The 17,369-nt window shown below is 61.2% G+C and carries 15 protein-coding genes; 11 read left to right on the top strand and 4 right to left on the bottom strand.

All coding sequences use genetic code 11. From position 1 onward, the window contains the following. Positions 1-21: 21 nt before the first annotated feature. From ilvE to OVA24_RS14610, 4 genes are all read left to right on the top strand, one after another. Positions 22-891, top strand: coding sequence for a branched-chain-amino-acid transaminase (gene ilvE, locus OVA24_RS14625; RefSeq protein WP_267670640.1), 870 nt, complete (start codon positions 22-24; stop codon positions 889-891). A gap of 73 nt (positions 892-964) precedes the next feature. Then, on the top strand, positions 965-1,474 hold the full coding sequence (locus tag OVA24_RS14620) for a UvrB/UvrC motif-containing protein (protein WP_267670638.1): 510 nt from the start codon (positions 965-967) through the stop codon (positions 1,472-1,474). A 125-nt stretch (positions 1,475-1,599) separates the two neighbouring features. Then, on the top strand, positions 1,600-2,730 hold the full coding sequence (locus tag OVA24_RS14615) for a protein arginine kinase (RefSeq protein WP_267670637.1): 1,131 nt from the start codon (positions 1,600-1,602) through the stop codon (positions 2,728-2,730). Beyond that, positions 2,723-5,275 carry an ATP-dependent Clp protease ATP-binding subunit gene (locus OVA24_RS14610; RefSeq protein WP_267670636.1) on the top strand — a complete coding sequence of 851 codons (2,553 nt, stop codon included), beginning with the start codon at positions 2,723-2,725 and terminating at the stop codon, positions 5,273-5,275. The genes OVA24_RS14615 and OVA24_RS14610 overlap by 8 nt, the downstream gene beginning before the upstream one ends. 80 nt (positions 5,276-5,355) lie before the next feature. Here the strand turns inward: OVA24_RS14610 and OVA24_RS14605 are convergent, their stop codons facing one another. Further along, positions 5,356-6,165: a sugar phosphate isomerase/epimerase family protein gene (locus tag OVA24_RS14605; RefSeq protein WP_267670635.1), complete on the bottom strand. Its 810-nt coding sequence runs from the start codon at positions 6,163-6,165 to the stop codon at positions 5,356-5,358. A 181-nt stretch (positions 6,166-6,346) separates the two neighbouring features. Here OVA24_RS14605 and OVA24_RS14600 point away from each other — a divergent pair, with 181 nt between their 5' ends. The 5 genes from OVA24_RS14600 to OVA24_RS14580 all read left to right on the top strand — a co-directional run bounded on the left by OVA24_RS14600 (position 6,347) and on the right by OVA24_RS14580 (position 10,561). Continuing rightward, positions 6,347-7,249 carry a hypothetical protein gene (locus OVA24_RS14600; RefSeq protein WP_267670633.1) on the top strand — a complete coding sequence of 301 codons (903 nt, stop codon included), beginning with the start codon at positions 6,347-6,349 and terminating at the stop codon, positions 7,247-7,249. 36 nt (positions 7,250-7,285) lie between these two features. Then, positions 7,286-7,606: a hypothetical protein gene (locus tag OVA24_RS14595; RefSeq protein ID WP_267670632.1), complete on the top strand. Its 321-nt coding sequence runs from the start codon at positions 7,286-7,288 to the stop codon at positions 7,604-7,606. A gap of 34 nt (positions 7,607-7,640) precedes the next feature. After that, entirely contained in the window at positions 7,641-8,606 is a 966-nt protein-coding gene (locus OVA24_RS14590) for a hypothetical protein (RefSeq protein ID WP_267670631.1), read from the top strand. A 12-nt stretch (positions 8,607-8,618) separates the two neighbouring features. Then, the gene (locus tag OVA24_RS14585) at positions 8,619-9,179 is read left to right on the top strand and encodes a hypothetical protein (RefSeq protein WP_267670629.1); all 561 of its coding nucleotides are present in this window, start codon (positions 8,619-8,621) and stop codon (positions 9,177-9,179) included. A gap of 86 nt (positions 9,180-9,265) precedes the next feature. Then, positions 9,266-10,561 carry an aminopeptidase P N-terminal domain-containing protein gene (locus tag OVA24_RS14580; protein WP_267670628.1) on the top strand — a complete coding sequence of 432 codons (1,296 nt, stop codon included), beginning with the start codon at positions 9,266-9,268 and terminating at the stop codon, positions 10,559-10,561. 76 nt (positions 10,562-10,637) lie between these two features. On the opposite strand, the gene OVA24_RS14575 is transcribed toward OVA24_RS14580, so the two are convergent. Next, on the bottom strand, positions 10,638-14,090 hold the full coding sequence (locus OVA24_RS14575) for a PKD domain-containing protein (protein ID WP_267670627.1): 3,453 nt from the start codon (positions 14,088-14,090) through the stop codon (positions 10,638-10,640). A 280-nt stretch (positions 14,091-14,370) separates the two neighbouring features. Between OVA24_RS14575 and OVA24_RS14570 the strand changes: the two genes are divergently transcribed. Beyond that, positions 14,371-15,099: a tetratricopeptide repeat protein gene (locus OVA24_RS14570; RefSeq protein WP_267670626.1), complete on the top strand. Its 729-nt coding sequence runs from the start codon at positions 14,371-14,373 to the stop codon at positions 15,097-15,099. A gap of 27 nt (positions 15,100-15,126) precedes the next feature. On the opposite strand, the gene OVA24_RS14565 is transcribed toward OVA24_RS14570, so the two are convergent. Both OVA24_RS14565 and OVA24_RS14560 read right to left on the bottom strand, forming a co-directional pair. Next, a complete protein-coding gene (locus tag OVA24_RS14565; protein WP_267670625.1) occupies positions 15,127-15,927 on the bottom strand; it encodes a TatD family hydrolase in 801 nt (266 codons plus the stop codon). An 18-nt stretch (positions 15,928-15,945) separates the two neighbouring features. Next, positions 15,946-16,212, bottom strand: a complete 267-nt coding sequence (locus tag OVA24_RS14560; protein WP_267670624.1) for a hypothetical protein — start codon at positions 16,210-16,212, stop codon at positions 15,946-15,948. A 94-nt stretch (positions 16,213-16,306) separates the two neighbouring features. On the opposite strand from OVA24_RS14560, the gene lgt reads away from it, so the two are divergent. Then, positions 16,307-17,326: a prolipoprotein diacylglyceryl transferase gene (gene lgt, locus OVA24_RS14555; protein WP_267670623.1), complete on the top strand. Its 1,020-nt coding sequence runs from the start codon at positions 16,307-16,309 to the stop codon at positions 17,324-17,326. The last annotated feature ends 43 nt before the right edge of the window (positions 17,327-17,369 follow it).

Here is a 17,369-nt window from a genome sequence, read left to right as displayed (position 1 = left end):
CTACCTTTCCGCGAACTGCACATGAAAATCTGGCTCGATGGCAAATTGGTGGATGAATCGGAAGCGAAGATCTCGGTCTTCGATCACGGCCTGCTTTATGGCGACGGCGTCTTCGAGGGGCTGCGCTTCTACAACGGCCGTGTCTTCCGTCTGGAGGAGCACATCCGCCGCCTGTTCGACTCCGCCCACGCCATCTGCCTGGAGCTGCCATGGACGCAGGAAGAGGTGATCAAGTTCACCTGTGAGACCGTCGCCGCCAACGGCCTGACCGACGGCTACATCCGTCTGGTGGTTACCCGTGGCGCAGGTGAGCTGGGGCTGAATCCCTATCTCTGCAAGACGCCGTCGATGTTCATCATCGCCTCCACCATCAAGCTCTACCCGGAGGAATACTATCAGAACGGTCTGGCCATCATCACGTGCGCCACCCGTCGTCCGGCACCCGCCGCCCTCATGCCACAGGTGAAGTCTCTGAACTACCTGAACAATATCATGGCGAAAGTGGAGGCCATCCAGTCCAACGCGCTGGAAGCCGTCATGCTCAACGAGCAGGGCTACGTGGCCGAGTGCACCGGCGACAACCTTTTCCTCATCAAGAACGGCGTGCTGCTCACCCCGCTCATCAGTGACGGGGCGCTGGACGGCATCACCCGTGCCGTCATCCTGGAACTGGCGGACCAACTGGGCGTTCCGTTCAAGGAAAAATCCCTCACCCGCTATGACATCTACACCGCGGATGAGTGCTTCCTGACCGGCACCGCGGCGGAGGTCATCCCCGTGGTTTCGCTGGACCGCCGCAAGATCGGCGACGGCAAGCCGGGTGAGTTCACGAAACGCTTCCTGAAGGCGTTCCACGAACTGGCTGGCTCGACTGGCACTCCGGTTGCTTGAGTAGATCCGGATTCTTCCTCCCCGGAGAATTTTTGTCGCACCCCGCGGGATGCGGCTCTAGCTTCGTATGGCCATGAAATGTGATTTCTGTGATAAAAAGGCGACCGTGTTCCTGACTCAACTCGTTGAAGGTCAGATGAAGAAGGTCTGCCTGTGCGATGCATGCGCCAATGAGCGGGGGGTGACTGATCCCACCGGCTTCTCGTTGGCGGACATGCTGCTCGGCGGAGTGCCGGGCGGTCCTGGCACGGCTCCGGTGGGACAACATTACACGGCGGTCACCGGTGGAAAACAGTGCCCTGTCTGCAGTTTCACCCTGGATGACCTGCGCCGGGTGCGTCGTTTTGGCTGTGCTGAGTGCTATAATGTCTTCCGCGACGAGTTGAACCCGATGCTGCGTGGCATGCACAAGGGCGTTTCCCACGTCGGAAAGGTTCCGGAAGGGCTCATGGCAGTGCAGTACCGGACCCAACGGCTGGAAGAGCTCCGTTCGAAGCTGGACCAGGCCATTTCCTCCGAAAGCTATGAGGAAGCCGCAGGCATCCGCGACGAGATCCGCAACCTGGAGGTCGTGCAGGGATAAACTCAAAACATCAAACCGCGAATGAACACCAATGGACACGAATGGGAAATGGAGGAGGTCTTTGGAAACCTCATCTTCATTCGCGTGGATTCGCGTCCATTCGCGGTTCAAACCATTCTGAAGCCATGATGCGATTTTCCACACTCATCAAACACCCCGCAGACTGGATGACCGGCGGGGCGGGGGATCATTGCGCGGTGCTGACCTCGCGCATCCGCCTCGCGAGGAATCTCCGCAACCAGCCTTTCCCGGGTTGGGCGAAGCGCGACCAGCGTGCCGCCGCCCTGGACATCCTGCGCCCGGCGGTGGAAGCGCTGCCGGCGATGAAGGATGCGTTTTCCCAGGAACTGGGTGACCTTACCTCCGTCCAGAAGCAGGTGCTGGTGGAACGCCACCTCATTTCCCGCGAGCACGCCGCACGCGGGAATGGATCCGGTGCGGTCATCGAACGCCGCCAGACCTTTTCCCTCATGCTGAATGAGGAGGACCACCTGCGCATGCAGGCGATCCGCCCCGGCCTGCAGCTCAGCGCCGCGTTCGAGGGACTGTCCGCGCTGGACACCGAACTGGAGAGCTCCCTGGAGTTCGCGTTCGACCCGAGCCTCGGCTACCTCACCACCTGCCCGACGAACCTGGGCACCGGCCTGCGCGCCTCCGCCATGCTCCATCTGCCGGGGCTGGTGTTGAGCGACCAGATCGGCCAGGTGCTCCAGGCGGTGAACAAGATCGGCCTGGCGGTGCGCGGTCTCTATGGCGAGGGAACAGAGTCCCTCGGTAACCTCTATCAGATCTCCAACCAGTCCACTCTCGGCGAGAGCGAGGAAACGATCATCCGCAGGCTGGAGCGCGTCATTTCACAGGTGGCGCAGCACGAGCAGAACGCCCGTGAGAAGCTGCTGGAAGATGATCCGGAAATGGTCGCTGACAAGATCGGACGGGCATACGGCGTGCTGAGGCATGCCTATATCATCGACTCGAAGGAAGCGCTCAACCATCTCTCGCTGCTCCGCCTCGGCGGAAATCTCGGATTTTTCCCCGCGGAGACGGGGCTGCTCTGTGACGCCCTGCTGATGGACATCCAGCCGGCCCACCTGCAGCTCCACACCGGGCGGAAACTCTCTCCCGAAGAACGTGATTCGATTCGTGCACAAATCGTCCGCTCCCGGTTGCAATCTCTAGATTCCCCTGATAATCGTATTCTATCAAAGGAAGGGGAAAAACCTTCCGAACCTCCCACACCTGAATCGTATGAATAACTTCACTCCACGTGCCCAACAGGTTCTCGCCCTGGCCCGCAAGGAAGCGGATCGTTTCAACCATTCCTACGTCGGGACGGAGCACCTCCTCCTGGGACTCATCAAGCTTGGCCAGGGCGTGGCCGTCAACGTGCTGGAGCGCATGGGCCTCGAGTTGGAAGCCGTGCGCATGGAGGTGGAGAAGGAAGTCGGTTCCGGGCCGCCGCAGAAGGCGACCGGCAACATCCCCTACACCCCCCGCGTGAAGAAAGTCCTCGCCCTTGCGAACAAGGAAGCGAAGGCCCTCAACCATTCCTACGTCGGCACGGAGCACCTCCTGCTCGGCCTGCTCCGCGAAGGTGAAGGCGTCGCCGCCCGCGTGCTGAAGCGCCTGGATGTCGACATCCAGCGCACCCGCAACGAGATCCTCGCGGAGATCGACCCCAACTTCTCACCGGAAGACCACGACGACGATGAGGATGACGAGGAGGACGATGCCGACGGCACCTTCGAGGACGAAAGCTCCTCCGCGCCGGAATCCGGCCCGGGCGAGGGTGAAGGCAAGACCAAGACCCCCGCGCTGAAGGCATTCGGCCGCGACCTCACCAAGATCGCCCGCGAGAGCGGACTGGATCCGGTGATCGGCCGGGAGGCGGAGATCGAGCGTGTGATCCAGATCCTGTGCCGCCGCACGAAGAACAACCCGGTCCTCATCGGTGAAGCCGGTGTCGGCAAGACGGCGATCGTAGAGGGCCTCGCCCAGGAGATCGCTTCCGGCAACGTGCCTGAGATCCTCCGCGACAAGCGCGTGGTGACGCTCGACCTCGCCCTCATGGTGGCGGGGACGAAGTACCGCGGCCAGTTTGAGGAGCGCATCAAGGCCGTCATGGATGAGATCCGCAAGGTGAAGAACGTCATCCTTTTCATCGACGAGCTGCACACCATCGTGGGTGCCGGTTCCGCCGAAGGCGCGATGGATGCCTCCAACATCATCAAGCCCGCCCTCAGCCGTTCCGAGCTGCAGTGCGTGGGTGCGACGACCCTCAATGAGTACCGCAAGTACATCGAGAAGGACGCCGCGCTCGAGCGCCGCTTCCAGCAGGTGAAGGTGGACGAGCCGTCCGTGGACGACGCCATCAAGATCCTCGAAGGGCTGCAGGAGAAATACGAAAGCCACCACAAGGCGAAGTTCACTCCGGAAGCCATCGAAGCGTCCGTGAAGCTCACCTCCCGCTACCTGACCGGCCGCTACCTGCCGGACAAAGCCATCGACGTCCTCGACGAGGCCGGCGCACGCGCCCGCATCGGCACCATGACCCGCCCGCCGTCCATCAAGGAACTGGAAGGAAAGATCGACCAGATCAACCGGGACAAGGTGGCCGCCATCGCCGAGCAGGATTTCGAGAAAGCCGCCGCGCTGCGTGACGACGAGAAGAACGCGAAGAAGGAACTGGAGGAAACCCTCCGGAACTGGCGCGCCTCCTCGGAGGAAACCATCGTCACCGTGACGGACGACGACATCATGGCGGTGGTCTCGAAGTGGACCGGTGTCCCGCTGCGCCGCATGGAGCAGAAGGAAACCGAGAAGCTCCTCAAGATGGAGGACGAGCTGAAGGGCCGCGTGATCGGCCAGGACGAAGCCGTTGTCGCCATCTCCAAGGCGCTGCGCCGCTCCCGTGCCGACCTCAAGGATCCGCGCCGCCCGATCGGTTCGTTCCTCTTCCTCGGACCGACCGGTGTCGGCAAGACCTACCTCGCCCGCAACCTCGCCGAGTTCATGTTCGGTGACGCGGAGGCGCTCATCCAGATCGACATGTCGGAGTACATGGAGAAGTTCACCGCCAGCCGTCTGATCGGTTCGCCTCCGGGCTACGTCGGGTATGAGGAAGGCGGCCAGCTTTCCGAGGCGGTGCGCCGCCGTCCGTATTCGGTCGTCCTCTTCGACGAGGTCGAGAAAGCCCACCCGGACGTGATGAACCTGCTGCTCCAGATCCTGGAGGAAGGCACCGTCACGGATTCGCTGGGCCGCAAGATCGACTTCCGCAACACGATCATCATCCTGACCTCCAACGTCGGAGCCTCCACCATCAAGCGCCAGACCTCCCTCGGTTTCGGTGCGATGAACGAGGACAACGCCGACTTCGAAGGCATGAAGGAGAAGATCCTGGAAGAGTCCAAGCGGTACTTCAAACCGGAGTTCCTCAACCGTCTGGATGACCTGGTGGTCTTCCACATGCTGGAGAAGAAGGATCTCAACCAGATCGTGGACCTGGAGGTTTCCAAGCTCACCAAGCGCCTGCGCGAGAAGAACATCTCGCTCACTCTGGCCCAGGAAGCCCGCGACCTGCTGGCGGAGAAGGGCTTCGACCCTGCCTACGGCGCGCGCCCGATGCGCCGCGCGGTCGAGCGCTATCTCGAGGATCCGCTCGCGGAATCCCTGCTGCGCGGAGACGTGAAGCCCGGCGATATGGTCAACGTCATCCGCAAGGAAGGCAGCGAGGAACTCGTGTTCCAATCGAGCCGCCCGGAGGAACCGGAGATCGAGCCGGACAGCGCGGGCGTCTGATCCGCTGAAACATCAACGGCCGGCGCGGGAAACCGCGCCGGCTTTTTTCGTGGATGGGACTGGCGGGGATACCCCGGCGTTCAGGCGAAGGCCGAACGCAGGTTCCGGATGCTCTCCCCGGCGAGAAGGTCCGGCTCCACCGTGGTGTCGAACACTTCGACGGACACCCAGCCGCCGTAGTTCTCTTCCTTGAGCACGGCCGCGATGGCGTTGAAATCCACCTCTCCCATGCCCGGGCCGCGAAGGTTGGGGTCGTTCGCGTGGAAGTGGGCGGTCCATGGCAGGGATGCCCTGACGATTTCCGGGATGGCACGGGTGTCGGAGGACATGGCCTTCACGTCCAGGTGGAGGCGCACATTCGGCGAATTGATCTTCTCCAACAGCGAGATGGTCTCCGCGGCGGTGTTGATGAAGTTCGTCTCGGCAGGTCCCAGGAACTCGAAGGCGATGGTGACCCCCGCCGCGGCCAGATGGGGGGAGAGACGCTGGAAGAAACCGACGAACCGCTCTTCCGCCTCGCCGCGGTCCCATGATGGATCCAGCGACCGCTGGAGCGGGCTGCCCCAGACCATGATGTTGCCGCCCATGCCCTGGCAGATATCCGTGAGGTGGCGGGCGTAGTCGAACGTGCGGCGGTGGATCTCCGCAGATGGGTCCGTCAGGTGGTAGCCCTCCGTCTTGGCCAGCAGCCAGTGCAGCCCCACCATCTCCAGGTCATGGTCACGGACGATCTTTCCCAGTGCCGCTGCTTTCTCCGGGGTGATGGCGGAGACGTCACCCAAGGTGAATGGAGCTACCTCCAGACCCGTATATCCATGGCGGCGCGCTTCCGCGCAGGTGCCTTCGAAATCATGATGGCGGAAAGTCTCGTTGCAGATGGCGAACTTCATGTTGGAGACACTGGATGGCCGATGCTTTCCTGCCAAGAAGGGGATGCGTGTAATTTTTTGTTAGGAGAGCGCACGCAACGCCGCCAATTATGAAGATTTCATGAAAAAGAGGATTTCTTATAAGAATGAGTTCCCTGATTGCGTCTAAATAAAGTACACTCCCGCCGTTCACCAAATCATCATGGTCAAAGTCTTAGCATACCTTTCTTTGGGTGCCCTGGTGGTGGGGGCATTCTATTATTTCGACCGGGACATGCCCTCGGACGAAGCGTGGATCGACAACGAGCGGCACCGGATGGACCTCCAGAACCAGATCGAGGTTGCTGGTATGAGATTGGAGCGCCGGGAGCGGGAAGGTACGAACGGAAAGTTCGGGGAGGCCACCGCGAACCTGGAGGCATTGACCGCCCATTTCGACAAGCGGATGGCCGATTTCGAAGCTCTGTCCGGACAGGTGGCGGAAATGGAGGAGAAGTTCATCGCTTTCCGCGAGAAGCAGTTGGGTGAACTCCGTTCGCGGGCGGTGGGCCGGGAGTGGCCGGAGTTTGTTTCCGCCGCCGGCAGGGTGCTGAAAGATGCCACCGTCATCACTGTGGATGACACAGGCGTGATGATGCGCCACCGGGATGGCTCCGCCCGCATGCGGTATGAGGATTTGACCGAGGAACAACGCTGCTTCTTCGGACTGGAGGAGGAATCCGCCATCTCCGCCCTGAAAGAGGAACACCAGCGGGCCCACGACTACGAGCAATGGGTCCGGAACGCGGAAGAGGATGCGAAGATCAGGGAGATCGTTGCCCGGGAGGAAGCGGCGATGTCGAAGTATTCCTCAGGTCTGAGGAAGCCTCTTCCACGCGCCAAGCGCTTCAGGGCTGTGCTGCCTCCCCCTGTGGTGACTTCCAATGATTCCCCGCTGAGGATCAAATCCCTTTCCGATCCGCCCCAGAAGGTGAACCAGAACCCACGGTTCCGGGTGCGCGGCACCCCCCGCTACACCTACTACTACAACTCCACGCCTGCCAGCTACGGTGCTGGTAGCTATGGGGTGGCGCGCGGGGATGCTCCTCCTCCCATCAAACCCTGACTCCGGCAGTTCATCCCAGATTTTCCATCCAACATCATGAAATCCACCACACTTTATGCCGCCGTGGCCGCCTCCGCCGCCCTGCTCTGTTCCTGTGATTCTCCGGAGATGGTCCGGAAGCGGGATCAACAAGCCTTGGAGATCACCAAGCTGAGAGGGGAACTGGCCGTTCTCGAGGAGCGCCTCAAGGACCTCCCTCCTGACCGGGCGGCTGACCTCGCCACCATCGAAGAGGAGACCAAGAAGCAGCAGGCGGAAATCATCAAGCTGGAGAGCGAGATCAAGGATCTCGAAGCGAAAAAGGAGTCCGTGCAGAAAGATTTCGAGGAGTACAAACGCAAGTATGTGATCCGGTGATCGCCTTTGTTCCAACTTTCAACCAAAGATTCACATGTCATTCGGAGATTTGATGTCGAGCGGCCGCGGGCCGGGTGTGGTGGGATTGCTGATGGCGTTGCTCGTCATCGGTGGATTCGGTGGGATCTATGTCTTCGTCTTTGACAAGGAAATGCAGGGAGGAGGGAGTTCGATCGAGTATGTGGTCCGCGAGCAAGCGGACGAAATCGAGTCGCTGCAGGTGCAGATCGCCCACGACAACACGACGCTGGAGAACTCGAAGAAGGGCGCTCAAGCAGGAAAGAAAGCGGACGTCCTGAGCGCGGAAGCCGCCGCCACCAAGGAGAAGATCGGCGTTTTGGAGGCGCAGATGTCAAAGATCATCGCCGACACCGTGACTCTGGAAAAGGAGTTCCTGGACTACCGCACCGGCTTCCGCACGCAGGTGCGCGAGGATGCGGTGGGCGAGAAGTTCCCCACACTGAAGACGGTTTCCGGCTCCGAGTATGTGGATGTGGAGATCCGCGAGGTCACCGAGGTGGGGATCAGCATCCGCCACAGGGATGGCAGCAAGCGCATCACCTATGAAGAGCTGACCGAAGAATGGCAGCAACGTTTCCAGTTCGACCCGAAGGAAAAGGCGGAAGCCCTGGCCCGGGAGCAGGCGGAGCGCGAGATGTATGAAAGGTCTTTGGCCGGAAACACCGGTGCGGATGCCGTGGCGGCGGATGAGCCGGAGGCTCCTGCGGAAGTCCTGAAGGATCCCGCGACCGCGGAAGGGAGTGAGCAGATCCGCCGTCTCGTCACCGCCAAGGAAATCCAGCTTGCAAGGCTGAAGACCCAGTGGGGTCAGTTGCAGGCCGCTGCGGTCAAGGTCCAGGAGCAGGAGAGCGCGGAACGCGCCCGGGGAGTCAACGGCATGGCCAAGGTGAAGGAGATGCGCATGCGCATCTCCACCAAGGAGCGGGAGATCGCCAAGGCCACCATGGAACTTCACCAACTCAAGAGGCAACAACGCTGACCCACCAATATTATGTTCGAAGACCGTGGAGGAATCCTCACTTTCGTAGGCGGTTTGGTGGCCCTCACCGTGGTGGCCACCGGATTGGCGCTGGTCATGGAAAAGCGCTCGGAAGCATCCAACCGCAAGACGGATGCCGAGAAGACGTTTGCGGATGACAGCCAGATCATCGAAGTCCTGAGGGACGAACTGGACCGGACCAACGAAAAATGGAGGGAAAACTCCGGCCGCACCGCTACCGACGAAAAATACAAGGCCGCCAAAGCGGGGGGGGATGAACTGGCGGCCAAGCTGGCCGGCCTGCGCGACCAGCACGGAGCCCTGAAAGCCTCCGTGGAGGAGCAGGAACGTGCGTTCTCCGGTTACCGGGAGCAGTACGTGGGTTCCGTGCGTGGTGCGGCGGAGGATGAGAAAATCGATGTGCTTCGCCTGAAAAGCGGCAGGGAGTATTCACAGGTGGTCATCAAGAAGGTGACTTCGGAAGGCCTTGAAATCCGTCACGAATTCGGTTCCGCACGTGTGTTGGCGGAGGATCTTGATGAGAAGTGGAACGAACGGTTCCTCTGGCACTGAAGCAGGAAGCCGGTGAGGTCCGTCCGTTTCGGACCCACCGGTTTTGTTTGTTGCGGACGGAGGAAGGTCCATCCGATGATCCGCTTGTGAGAGTGGAACCCATCGATCCGGAGTTGTTCGTCGCCAACCGCAACCGTCTGCGCGGACTGCTGAAGCCTGGCAGCATCGTCATCATCCATTCGAACGACATCTATCCCACGAACGCGGATGGGACGATGGCGTTCCGCCAGCAGAACGACCTTTTCCATCTCACCGGCCTGGACCAGGAGGAAACCATCCTGATCCTGATGCCGGACGCCCAGGAGAGCCGGGACCGGGAGATCCTTTTCGTCAGGGAAACCAGCGAGGAAATCGCCATTTGGGAAGGGGAGAAGCTCACCAAGGAGGAGGCTGCGAAGCGGACGGGAATCTCCCGCATCGAGTGGACGGGAAATTTCCAGGGAATACTCCACCGCCTGGTGCCGCAGGCGGACCACATCTATCTGGCGACCAACGAGCATCTGCGCGCGGTGGTGGAGGTGGAGACGCGGAATGCCCGCTTCATCAAGGAATGCCAGCTCCGTTACCCGCTGCACCGCTATGAGCGGCTGGCACCCCTGATGCACCGCGTGCGGATGGTGAAGCAGCCGCAGGAAATTTCCATCATTTCAAAGGCGTGCGCCATCACGGAGGCGGGATTCCGCCGCTCGCTGGACTTCATCCGTCCGGGAGTGGGCGAATGGGAGATCGAGGCCGAATTCATGCACGAATTCCTCCGCCGGGGTTCGAAAGGATTCGCCTACACCCCTATCATCGCTTCGGGGAAAAGCGCATGTGTCCTCCACTACATCAAGAATGACCGGATCTGCCGGGAGGGGGACCTCATCCTGATGGATGTGGCCGCGGAATACGCGGGTTGGAACTCCGACATGACGCGCACCGTGCCTGTCAACGGACGCTTCGCTCCGCGGCAGCGCGCCGTCTATGACGCCGTCCTCCGCGTCCTGCGCGCTGCCAACCAACTGTTGCGTCCCGGAGTGCATCCGGCGGACTATCAGAAGCAGATCCTGTCCATCATGGAGGCGGAGCTCATCCACCTGGGCCTCATCGATGTGGCGGAGGCCAAGGAACAGGGACCGGACAAGCCATTGGTGAAACGCTACTTCATGCACGGCACCTCCCACCACCTGGGGCTGGACGTTCATGACGTGGCCCCTCCGGGTGAGGCTGTCGCGGAAGGAATGGTCTTCACCATCGAGCCGGGCATCTATATCCGCGAAGAAGGACTGGGCGTGAGATTGGAGAACAACGTCCTCATTGGAAAGCACTCCAACATCGATCTGATGGCCTCGATCCCCATCGAAGCGGATGAGATCGAGGAACTGATGGCGCGCGGGGCCTGACGGAAAAGTCCCCCGGCCGCATCGCGGCTCGGAGGACTTCGGTGGAATCCTGATCGCGGGAAAATCCCGCAAGTCATCACGGGGCTGAGAATTCCGCCCGCAGGAATGCCTTTCCGGCTCCAACCGGGATGGAGGCCCTGAACTGAGATGCGGAATCTTCCAGGACGGTCACTCCGGTGCTCGTCCAGGTGGAGGAACCCAGTGTGGTCGAAGTGGTGCCTGTGATCGTCACTCCGGTGACGGTGGGGTCACGTGGGATGGTGAGGATCATCGTGGCTCCCTGTTTGACGGCGGTGATGTTTGCCCGGCTGGTGGCGTCCTTGGGGAGGGTGCCCATGGCGTATTCCGCCAGGTTCTTCACTCCGTCACCATCGAAGTCGTCGTTTGGTCCGGACAGCGGAGGAGCGTCGGGGAAGTGGGTCTGTGTCCATGCCGCGAAGCCGGTGAGGGCGGGGGCGACGATGCCGGACTGGCGGATAGTGCCGCCATTGCCCACGGTGATGAACGTGTTGTTGAAGAAGATGAGGTCATTCCGATCGTTCTGTGCCTCCGTGCTGAGTGATATCCAGCTCTCCCCATCGGCCGACACCATGTTCACATCAGGCCTAACAACACCCTCTCCCGGATCAAGATCCACTTCCAGATCAATACCCACGGCCAGATAGGTTCCGTTACCATGGGCGAGGCCCGCGATATCCTTGAGACTGCCTTCCACGGCGGAGAAAGTCACCCCGAGGTCGGTTGATTTGCGGATGCCCACATTCCATCCACCGGCGATGAAGCGGCCGTTGATGTACTCAACTTCAGTTATCTCCGTGAGGTAGGGGAGACCGGCGGTATCATTGTTAACCCAGGTCTGGCCATTGGTGGAGGAGAGCACCGCACGCACGTAAGGACCGGGGTAGTAGATGTTGCCGGCTCCGGCGACAAAGCGGCCACCGCCCCAGGCGACGTCCTTGAAGTTCATGGTCGTTCCACTGGTCACCGGAGTCCAGGTGACGGAATCCGCCGAGTACAATGCCGTGCCGTTGTTCCCGACCGCCACGTAGGCACCGCCACCTGCTGCGACCGCCGTAAGTTCAGGCCCGCCGAAGTGACGGCGGGTCCAACTGGTGCCGTCGGTAGAGGTGAAGATCGCTCCGCGCCATACCTGAGCTGGGGGATCCCACTCCTCGGCAGCCACGATGAATCGGGTGCCATCGTGGATGATCGCCACAGGGTTGGTGTTGTATTTGATCTCGCCACGGGTCCATGTGACCCCATCGTTGGATTTGGAGTAAACCCCCTTGTAGATTGGCGCACCCTCATAGCCGATGGTGATCACGGAGCCTCCGCCTGCGGCGACGTCCCGGAGATTTGCCGTAGTGCCGGAAGTACGCGTCGTCCACGTATCCAGCGGGTCGGTTACGGTCACGGACTGGGTTCGGGTGACGGTGCCACCTTTCATGTCAGAGACGGTGACGGTCACGTTGTAGGTGCCGCTCGTGATCCATTGGTGAGTGACCGATGGGGAATTCTGGCTGACGGCGCCGTCACCGAAGTCCCAGGAATAGGCCAGGGTGTCCAAATTCGCATCCAGAGCGGCGACCGAGAAGCTGCTGGAAACCCGGGTCACCGCAGTGGGGGGGGCCGTGAGGGTTGCGGTAGGGGCCGTGTTTGTCGGGAACGGACCGATCTGCACGTTCACGTCCATCCACTGGTCCGCACCAGAGCCTCCCTTGGCGGTGGGGGTGATGTGGACGTTTGCGGTGGTGTCGGAGTAGGTCCGGCCGATCGCCACCGCGGAGTCGTTCTTGCCCGCAGCCGAGTTCGGGGTGGTGTCGATGAGCCAGGAACGGGTTTCGGCAGGCTTTTGCCAGATGACATAGGCCCCGTTCTGGAAAGCCGGAAGTGTCGGGATACCCGGACGGTAGCCGACCCAGTAGTATTCCGCGGAAGGGCTGGTTCCTTTCGTCACACGGACACCACGGAGCGCACCGGTGGTGCTGGCGGAGTCGAAACGGTAGATTCGGCGGGTGCCTGAACCGGTGGCGGTTGCGTCCAGCCAGTTGTCATTGGTGGTGGGGAACCAGTTCAGGAATTGTTTGGCCTGCATGTGGAAATGGCCTTCCGGAACCGGACCTTCGCCCATGATGTCGGTGTGGTCACCGTATTCCACGGAGGTGCCGGTGCCGGTCACGCTGCCATTGCTGGTCTGCCAGAAGCTGGCATGGCCGATGCCATAGTTGTGGCCGAACTCGTGGATGGCCACGCTGGAATGGAGCGTGCCCTGGAGCCACTGCCTGCTGGCATTGATATCAGCCAGACCACCATAGGTGATGCCTCCGCCCTGCATGCCGATGGAGGCGAAGTGGACGACCACAATGTCATAGCCGTCCAGGGAGGTGGCGCCGTTGGCTGCCTTGTAGGCGGTCAATGCATCCGCATGCAGTTCGTTGTTTTTTCCAGGCAGGTAGAAAGTGGTTGGTTGGGGCAGGCGGATCGTCGCGGAACTGACGGTGGCGTTGATGGTGGTTTTGCCGTAGGACATCTCCAGGATGCTGCTTGCCACGGAGCCGTTCATCAGGTTCGCCAGCTCCGACTGGGAGGAAGGCGCGCCAACCAGATTCGGGAAGTCCACGCGGATGCAGAAAACGTCCTTGGCGGTTTCCGTCCAGGTGCTCGCCTGGATCCTGACCTCCTCCTTGGCGGCCGCCCAGTCGATGCCGCCACCAGCCGCAGGGGCCGGTGCGGCGAACACCACACTTGCGCCCGCCTTGGGAGCCGGGAGCATTTCGAGGGCGATGAGCTGCCGGTTGGTCTCTTCCAGGGAGGCGGCGTTGGAGAAGCGGTACTGTTTCCCGTCCATGACGGTCAGGATTGGGTTTCCTCCGAGTGCTTCACCGGTGGAGAAATCCCGGTCGGGATGGAAATTCCCCATTGGCAGGGCGGAAGCAAATGCCTCTTCATCCCGTGGGACGATCTGAAAGAACCCATCCGAGATCGCGGCCAGACCATCCAGGGTGATGCCTGCCAGCGGGGAACCCTGCTTGGACATTTGGCCCTTCCTCCACCCATACACGGAGGCGTTCCATGTCCGCCCGTCCATCTCCAGCGTCCTCTCCGGCTCCATGTTCACTCCCGGAGCGCAGACGGGCAGCACCCGCAGGGTGGCGGTCTGCGAGAACGGGCGCTCGTAGAACGGTTTCAGTTCCTCAGGCAGTGCGGCATGGGCAGCCGGTGTGATGGCTGCCTCCAGAGCCTGCCGGGGCTCGGCGGAGATCAGCCGTTTCATCGTGGCGGAACGCTCCTTGGCGAGCTCCAGCAAGCGTGGAAGCTCAGCTGCGGAAGGGGACTTCTTCGCCCGCTGTGGATTGGTCCATTCCGCGAGCTCCTTATTGGAGAGGATCTCCGTGGAGATCACTTCCCGTGGTGCCGGGCGTGCCGGTGTATTGGTGGAGGGGTGTTCCCGGTCGGGAATGAGGATGACGACCAGTGCGACAACGAACAGCAGCAATATGGGCAGGAGGAAGGCGCGGAACCTTTGCATGCAGGCAACTCTATGCCGGTAATACCGTGTTTGTCGAAATCAGAATCCGGTATTCTTTCCGACTTATCTCCGTCCACATGGATGGGCGCGACAGTGCCTGATCCCGCAGACATCTCCGGGTTCTGTTAGATTATCAGATCCCATCTTTGCCTCGACTCCGTCACATGTCCGGGGATAACTGGACGGCGTCGCGGGAGGCATCCGGGGTGGAGTGCGCTCCGCTGCCTTCCTCCGGGAGGTATGGCAACCTGCCGCAAACTCATACGTAAAAGCCCAGTTCATGCGATATCTTTTTCTCCTCATCTCTGTTTTTTACACCATGTTGTCATGCCATGCCCAGGATGAGGCGCGGAAGGCGCTGGATGAGGCGAGGGAGTTCACCCGCGAAGGTAAATACAAGGAGGCACTGGAGCGGCATATTTGGTTCCATAACCATGCATTGGAGAAGGAACCGTCCTATTACGGGGTGAGGCTTTCCTTCGCCCTCTCCGATTGGGTTGCCCTCGGCCGCAAGTATCCCGAGGCCCTCGATGCGCTGAAAAAGATCCGTGATGAGAAGACGGCGCGCCTGGTCGCCGGGGAGGACAACCGCCCGCTGTTCCATGATGTTGAATCGATCAACAGCACCCTGGGCGACTGGGAAGCCACCGTGGAGCTGTTCAGGAAACTGGACGCTGCCAGGCCTGCCTTCGCCGCGTCCGTGGTTGAGATGGCCGGGGAGACGTTGGTGGAGGCGGGGGAGTTCGGGTTGGTGAAAAAGCACATGGGGGATCCGGACCAGCGTTTCGACGAAGCGAAATCGGGCTATGAACGCGGGTTGGAGCATGCGAAGACCAGCACGGTGCCGGATGCGGCACGCGGCGCACACGAACGCATCTTCAGCGGAGAGGTTGTCCGCATCATCACCGTGCTGGATAAGACCGGCGACAAGGGGAAGGCCGCGGAGATCCAGAAAAAGGCGCTCGCCGTGCTGGATTCTCCCGCCATCCGGGACGCGCTCAACCCATGATCGGGGCGGCCGCCCACGGCCACAGGGTCACAGAGCGAAATTCGGACACTGGCCCAGGAACTCCTTGGGGTTCCCGTAGAGGATCTTTTCGATCTGCTCCGCGCTGTGTTTCCGCCGCTTCATCTCCAGCGCGCATTTCGGCACGGAAAGGGGGTCGGAATGGCCCCAGTCACAGGCGGAGTTCAGCCACAGGCGCTCGTCGCCGTAGATTTCCAGCATGTCGATCGCGCGGTTCGGGCTGCATTTGCTCTCCGGGTAAAGGGTCATCCCGGCCCAGTAGCCCTCGTCAAGCACATGGGAAATGGTGTGTTCCTCCACATGGTCGATGATGACCTTCGAGCGGTCGATCTTCGTGAAGTTCGCCAGCGAGTCGAGGATCAGCTTCGTGCCCTTCAGCTTGTCCTCCAGGTGCGGCGTGTGGATCAGGACCGGCAGGTCGTGGTCCAGCGCGATCTGGACGTGCTCCTCGAAGATGGTCAGCTCACTGCGGGTGTTCTTGTTCAGGCCGATCTCGCCGATGCCGAGCACGTTCGGCTTGTCGATGAACTGCGGGATGAGGGACATCACCTCCCGGGCGAACACCGGATCGTCCGCTTCCTTCGGGTTGATGCACAGCCAGCAGAAATGCTTGATGCCATACTTGGCCGCGCGCTTCGGTTCATACTCGGTGAGCTGGCGGAAATAGTCGTGGAAACCGTCCGCGGAGGAACGGTCGAAGCCGGCCCAGAATGCGGGTTCGCAGAGCGCCTCACATCCGGAGAGCGCGAGTTTCTCGTAGTCATCCGTCGTCCGGCTGACCATGTGGCCGTGGGGCTCGATGTATTTCATCGGAAAATGGGTGGGGTCTCAGGGAAGGGGGGCGCCGAAGGCTCCCTGGAACAGGGCGGTATGGGAAAGTTCCGTGCTGTGGTCGGACAGGGCCTCCAGTACGCCGCGGGCGCGGTCCGGGCGATCCTCCAGCAGGATGGGCAGGGTTTTTTTCAGAGCGGCGATGCGGTAGTCGTCCTCCCCGGTGTGGCGGTCGATGCGGTCCAGAAATGCGGCCACCTCGATGAGCTTGTGTCGCGCATCGATGAACTGGAGATCCAGCAGGTCCTTTTTGCTCGTCGGCATGGGGGAAACGTCCGTTGGGAAGCCCGGCAGGTCAATCGGGAAGGTGGCCGGAGTTCCGCTTGCGGACGGGCGGGGGATGGTGTGAGGTGCGGGCGTGTCAGGTGTTTATGTGCATGATCTGGACCCGGTGGCGTTGCCGCTCTTCGGGAATCTGGCCCTCCGCTGGTATGGGTTGGCGTATTTGATGGGGTTTGTGATGGGGTTCCTGTTGCTGCGCCATCTGGCGCGCAAGGGGCTGTGGGTGTTGAAACCGGAAAAAACGGGCGACTTCATCGCCGCCGCGGCACTTTTCGGTGTCTTTCTCGGCGGCAGGTTGGGCTACATCCTGTTCTACCACATCCCCAAGCTGGGCTGGGGGAGCCTGGCGGCGGATCCTCTGCTGGTTTTCAAGGTCTGGGAAGGCGGGATGGCCAGCCATGGCGGCATCCTCGGACTGGTGATTTTCACGTGGTTCTATGCCCGGAAGCACAAGGTTTCCTGGACGGGACTGGGCGACGGCCTGTGCGTGGTGGCCCCGCTCGGGCTGTTTTTCGGGCGGGCCGCGAATTTCATCAATGGAGAGCTGTATGGCCGGATCTCCTCCGGGCTTTCCTGGGCGGTGAAATTCCCCACTGCGTTGATGGATGCAAAGGCTCCGGAGTCCGGCAGTTTTGAAGTGGCGGCTGCAGCGGCCGTGAATGCGGATCCAGCCCTTGCCCCCGCCTACCATGCAATGAACGAATCGGCGTCCGGAGCTGCCCAGCATGCGTTTTTCGAGCAACTGCTGGCGGCGACCCGCAAGTCGGACCAGGTCAAGGAAGCGATCGCCTCCTATCTGGAGCCGCGTCATCCGTCGCAGGTTTATGAGGGTGCTCTGGAAGGCCTGTTGCTGTTCGCCATCCTGTGGATCGTTCGTGTGCGTTTCCCGAAGGCCCCGCACGGCCTGTTGACCGGGCTTTTCTTCGGCCTCTACGCCATTTTCCGGATCTTTGCGGAGCGGTTCCGTGAACCGGATGCGGCCTGGGTCATCGAAGGCGTGCTGACGCAGGGTCAATTCCTGTCCCTGTTCATGTTCGCATTTTCCGCGGCTTTCCTGATTCTGGCTTGGAAGAGACGGTCGGTGGCAGCGGAGTAAATGCGCGGATTGGGGCCTTGTTGTACCAAACGGTTCATGTAGG

This window comes from Luteolibacter sp. SL250, assembly GCF_026625605.1.
Lineage (GTDB): Bacteria > Verrucomicrobiota > Verrucomicrobiia > Verrucomicrobiales > Akkermansiaceae > Luteolibacter.
The sequence above is the reverse complement of the archived record's forward strand: the minus strand, read 5'-3'. Positions and strand labels throughout refer to the sequence as shown.

Coding starts and splice junctions, on each gene's coding strand:
- OVA24_RS14565 (WP_267670625.1), bottom strand. CDS start 15,927: ATGAAATACATCGAGCCCCACGGCCACATGGTCAGCCGGACGACGGAT.
- OVA24_RS14605 (WP_267670635.1), bottom strand. CDS start 6,165: ATGAAGTTCGCCATCTGCAACGAGACTTTCCGCCATCATGATTTCGAA.
- OVA24_RS14575 (WP_267670627.1), bottom strand. CDS start 14,090: ATGCAAAGGTTCCGCGCCTTCCTCCTGCCCATATTGCTGCTGTTCGTT.
- OVA24_RS14615 (WP_267670637.1), top strand. CDS start 1,600: ATGATGCGATTTTCCACACTCATCAAACACCCCGCAGACTGGATGACC.
- ilvE (WP_267670640.1), top strand. CDS start 22: ATGAAAATCTGGCTCGATGGCAAATTGGTGGATGAATCGGAAGCGAAG.
- OVA24_RS14600 (WP_267670633.1), top strand. CDS start 6,347: ATGGTCAAAGTCTTAGCATACCTTTCTTTGGGTGCCCTGGTGGTGGGG.
- OVA24_RS14590 (WP_267670631.1), top strand. CDS start 7,641: ATGTCATTCGGAGATTTGATGTCGAGCGGCCGCGGGCCGGGTGTGGTG.
- OVA24_RS14570 (WP_267670626.1), top strand. CDS start 14,371: ATGCGATATCTTTTTCTCCTCATCTCTGTTTTTTACACCATGTTGTCA.
- OVA24_RS14585 (WP_267670629.1), top strand. CDS start 8,619: ATGTTCGAAGACCGTGGAGGAATCCTCACTTTCGTAGGCGGTTTGGTG.
- OVA24_RS14560 (WP_267670624.1), bottom strand. CDS start 16,212: ATGCCGACGAGCAAAAAGGACCTGCTGGATCTCCAGTTCATCGATGCG.
- OVA24_RS14620 (WP_267670638.1), top strand. CDS start 965: ATGAAATGTGATTTCTGTGATAAAAAGGCGACCGTGTTCCTGACTCAA.
- OVA24_RS14595 (WP_267670632.1), top strand. CDS start 7,286: ATGAAATCCACCACACTTTATGCCGCCGTGGCCGCCTCCGCCGCCCTG.
- OVA24_RS14610 (WP_267670636.1), top strand. CDS start 2,723: ATGAATAACTTCACTCCACGTGCCCAACAGGTTCTCGCCCTGGCCCGC.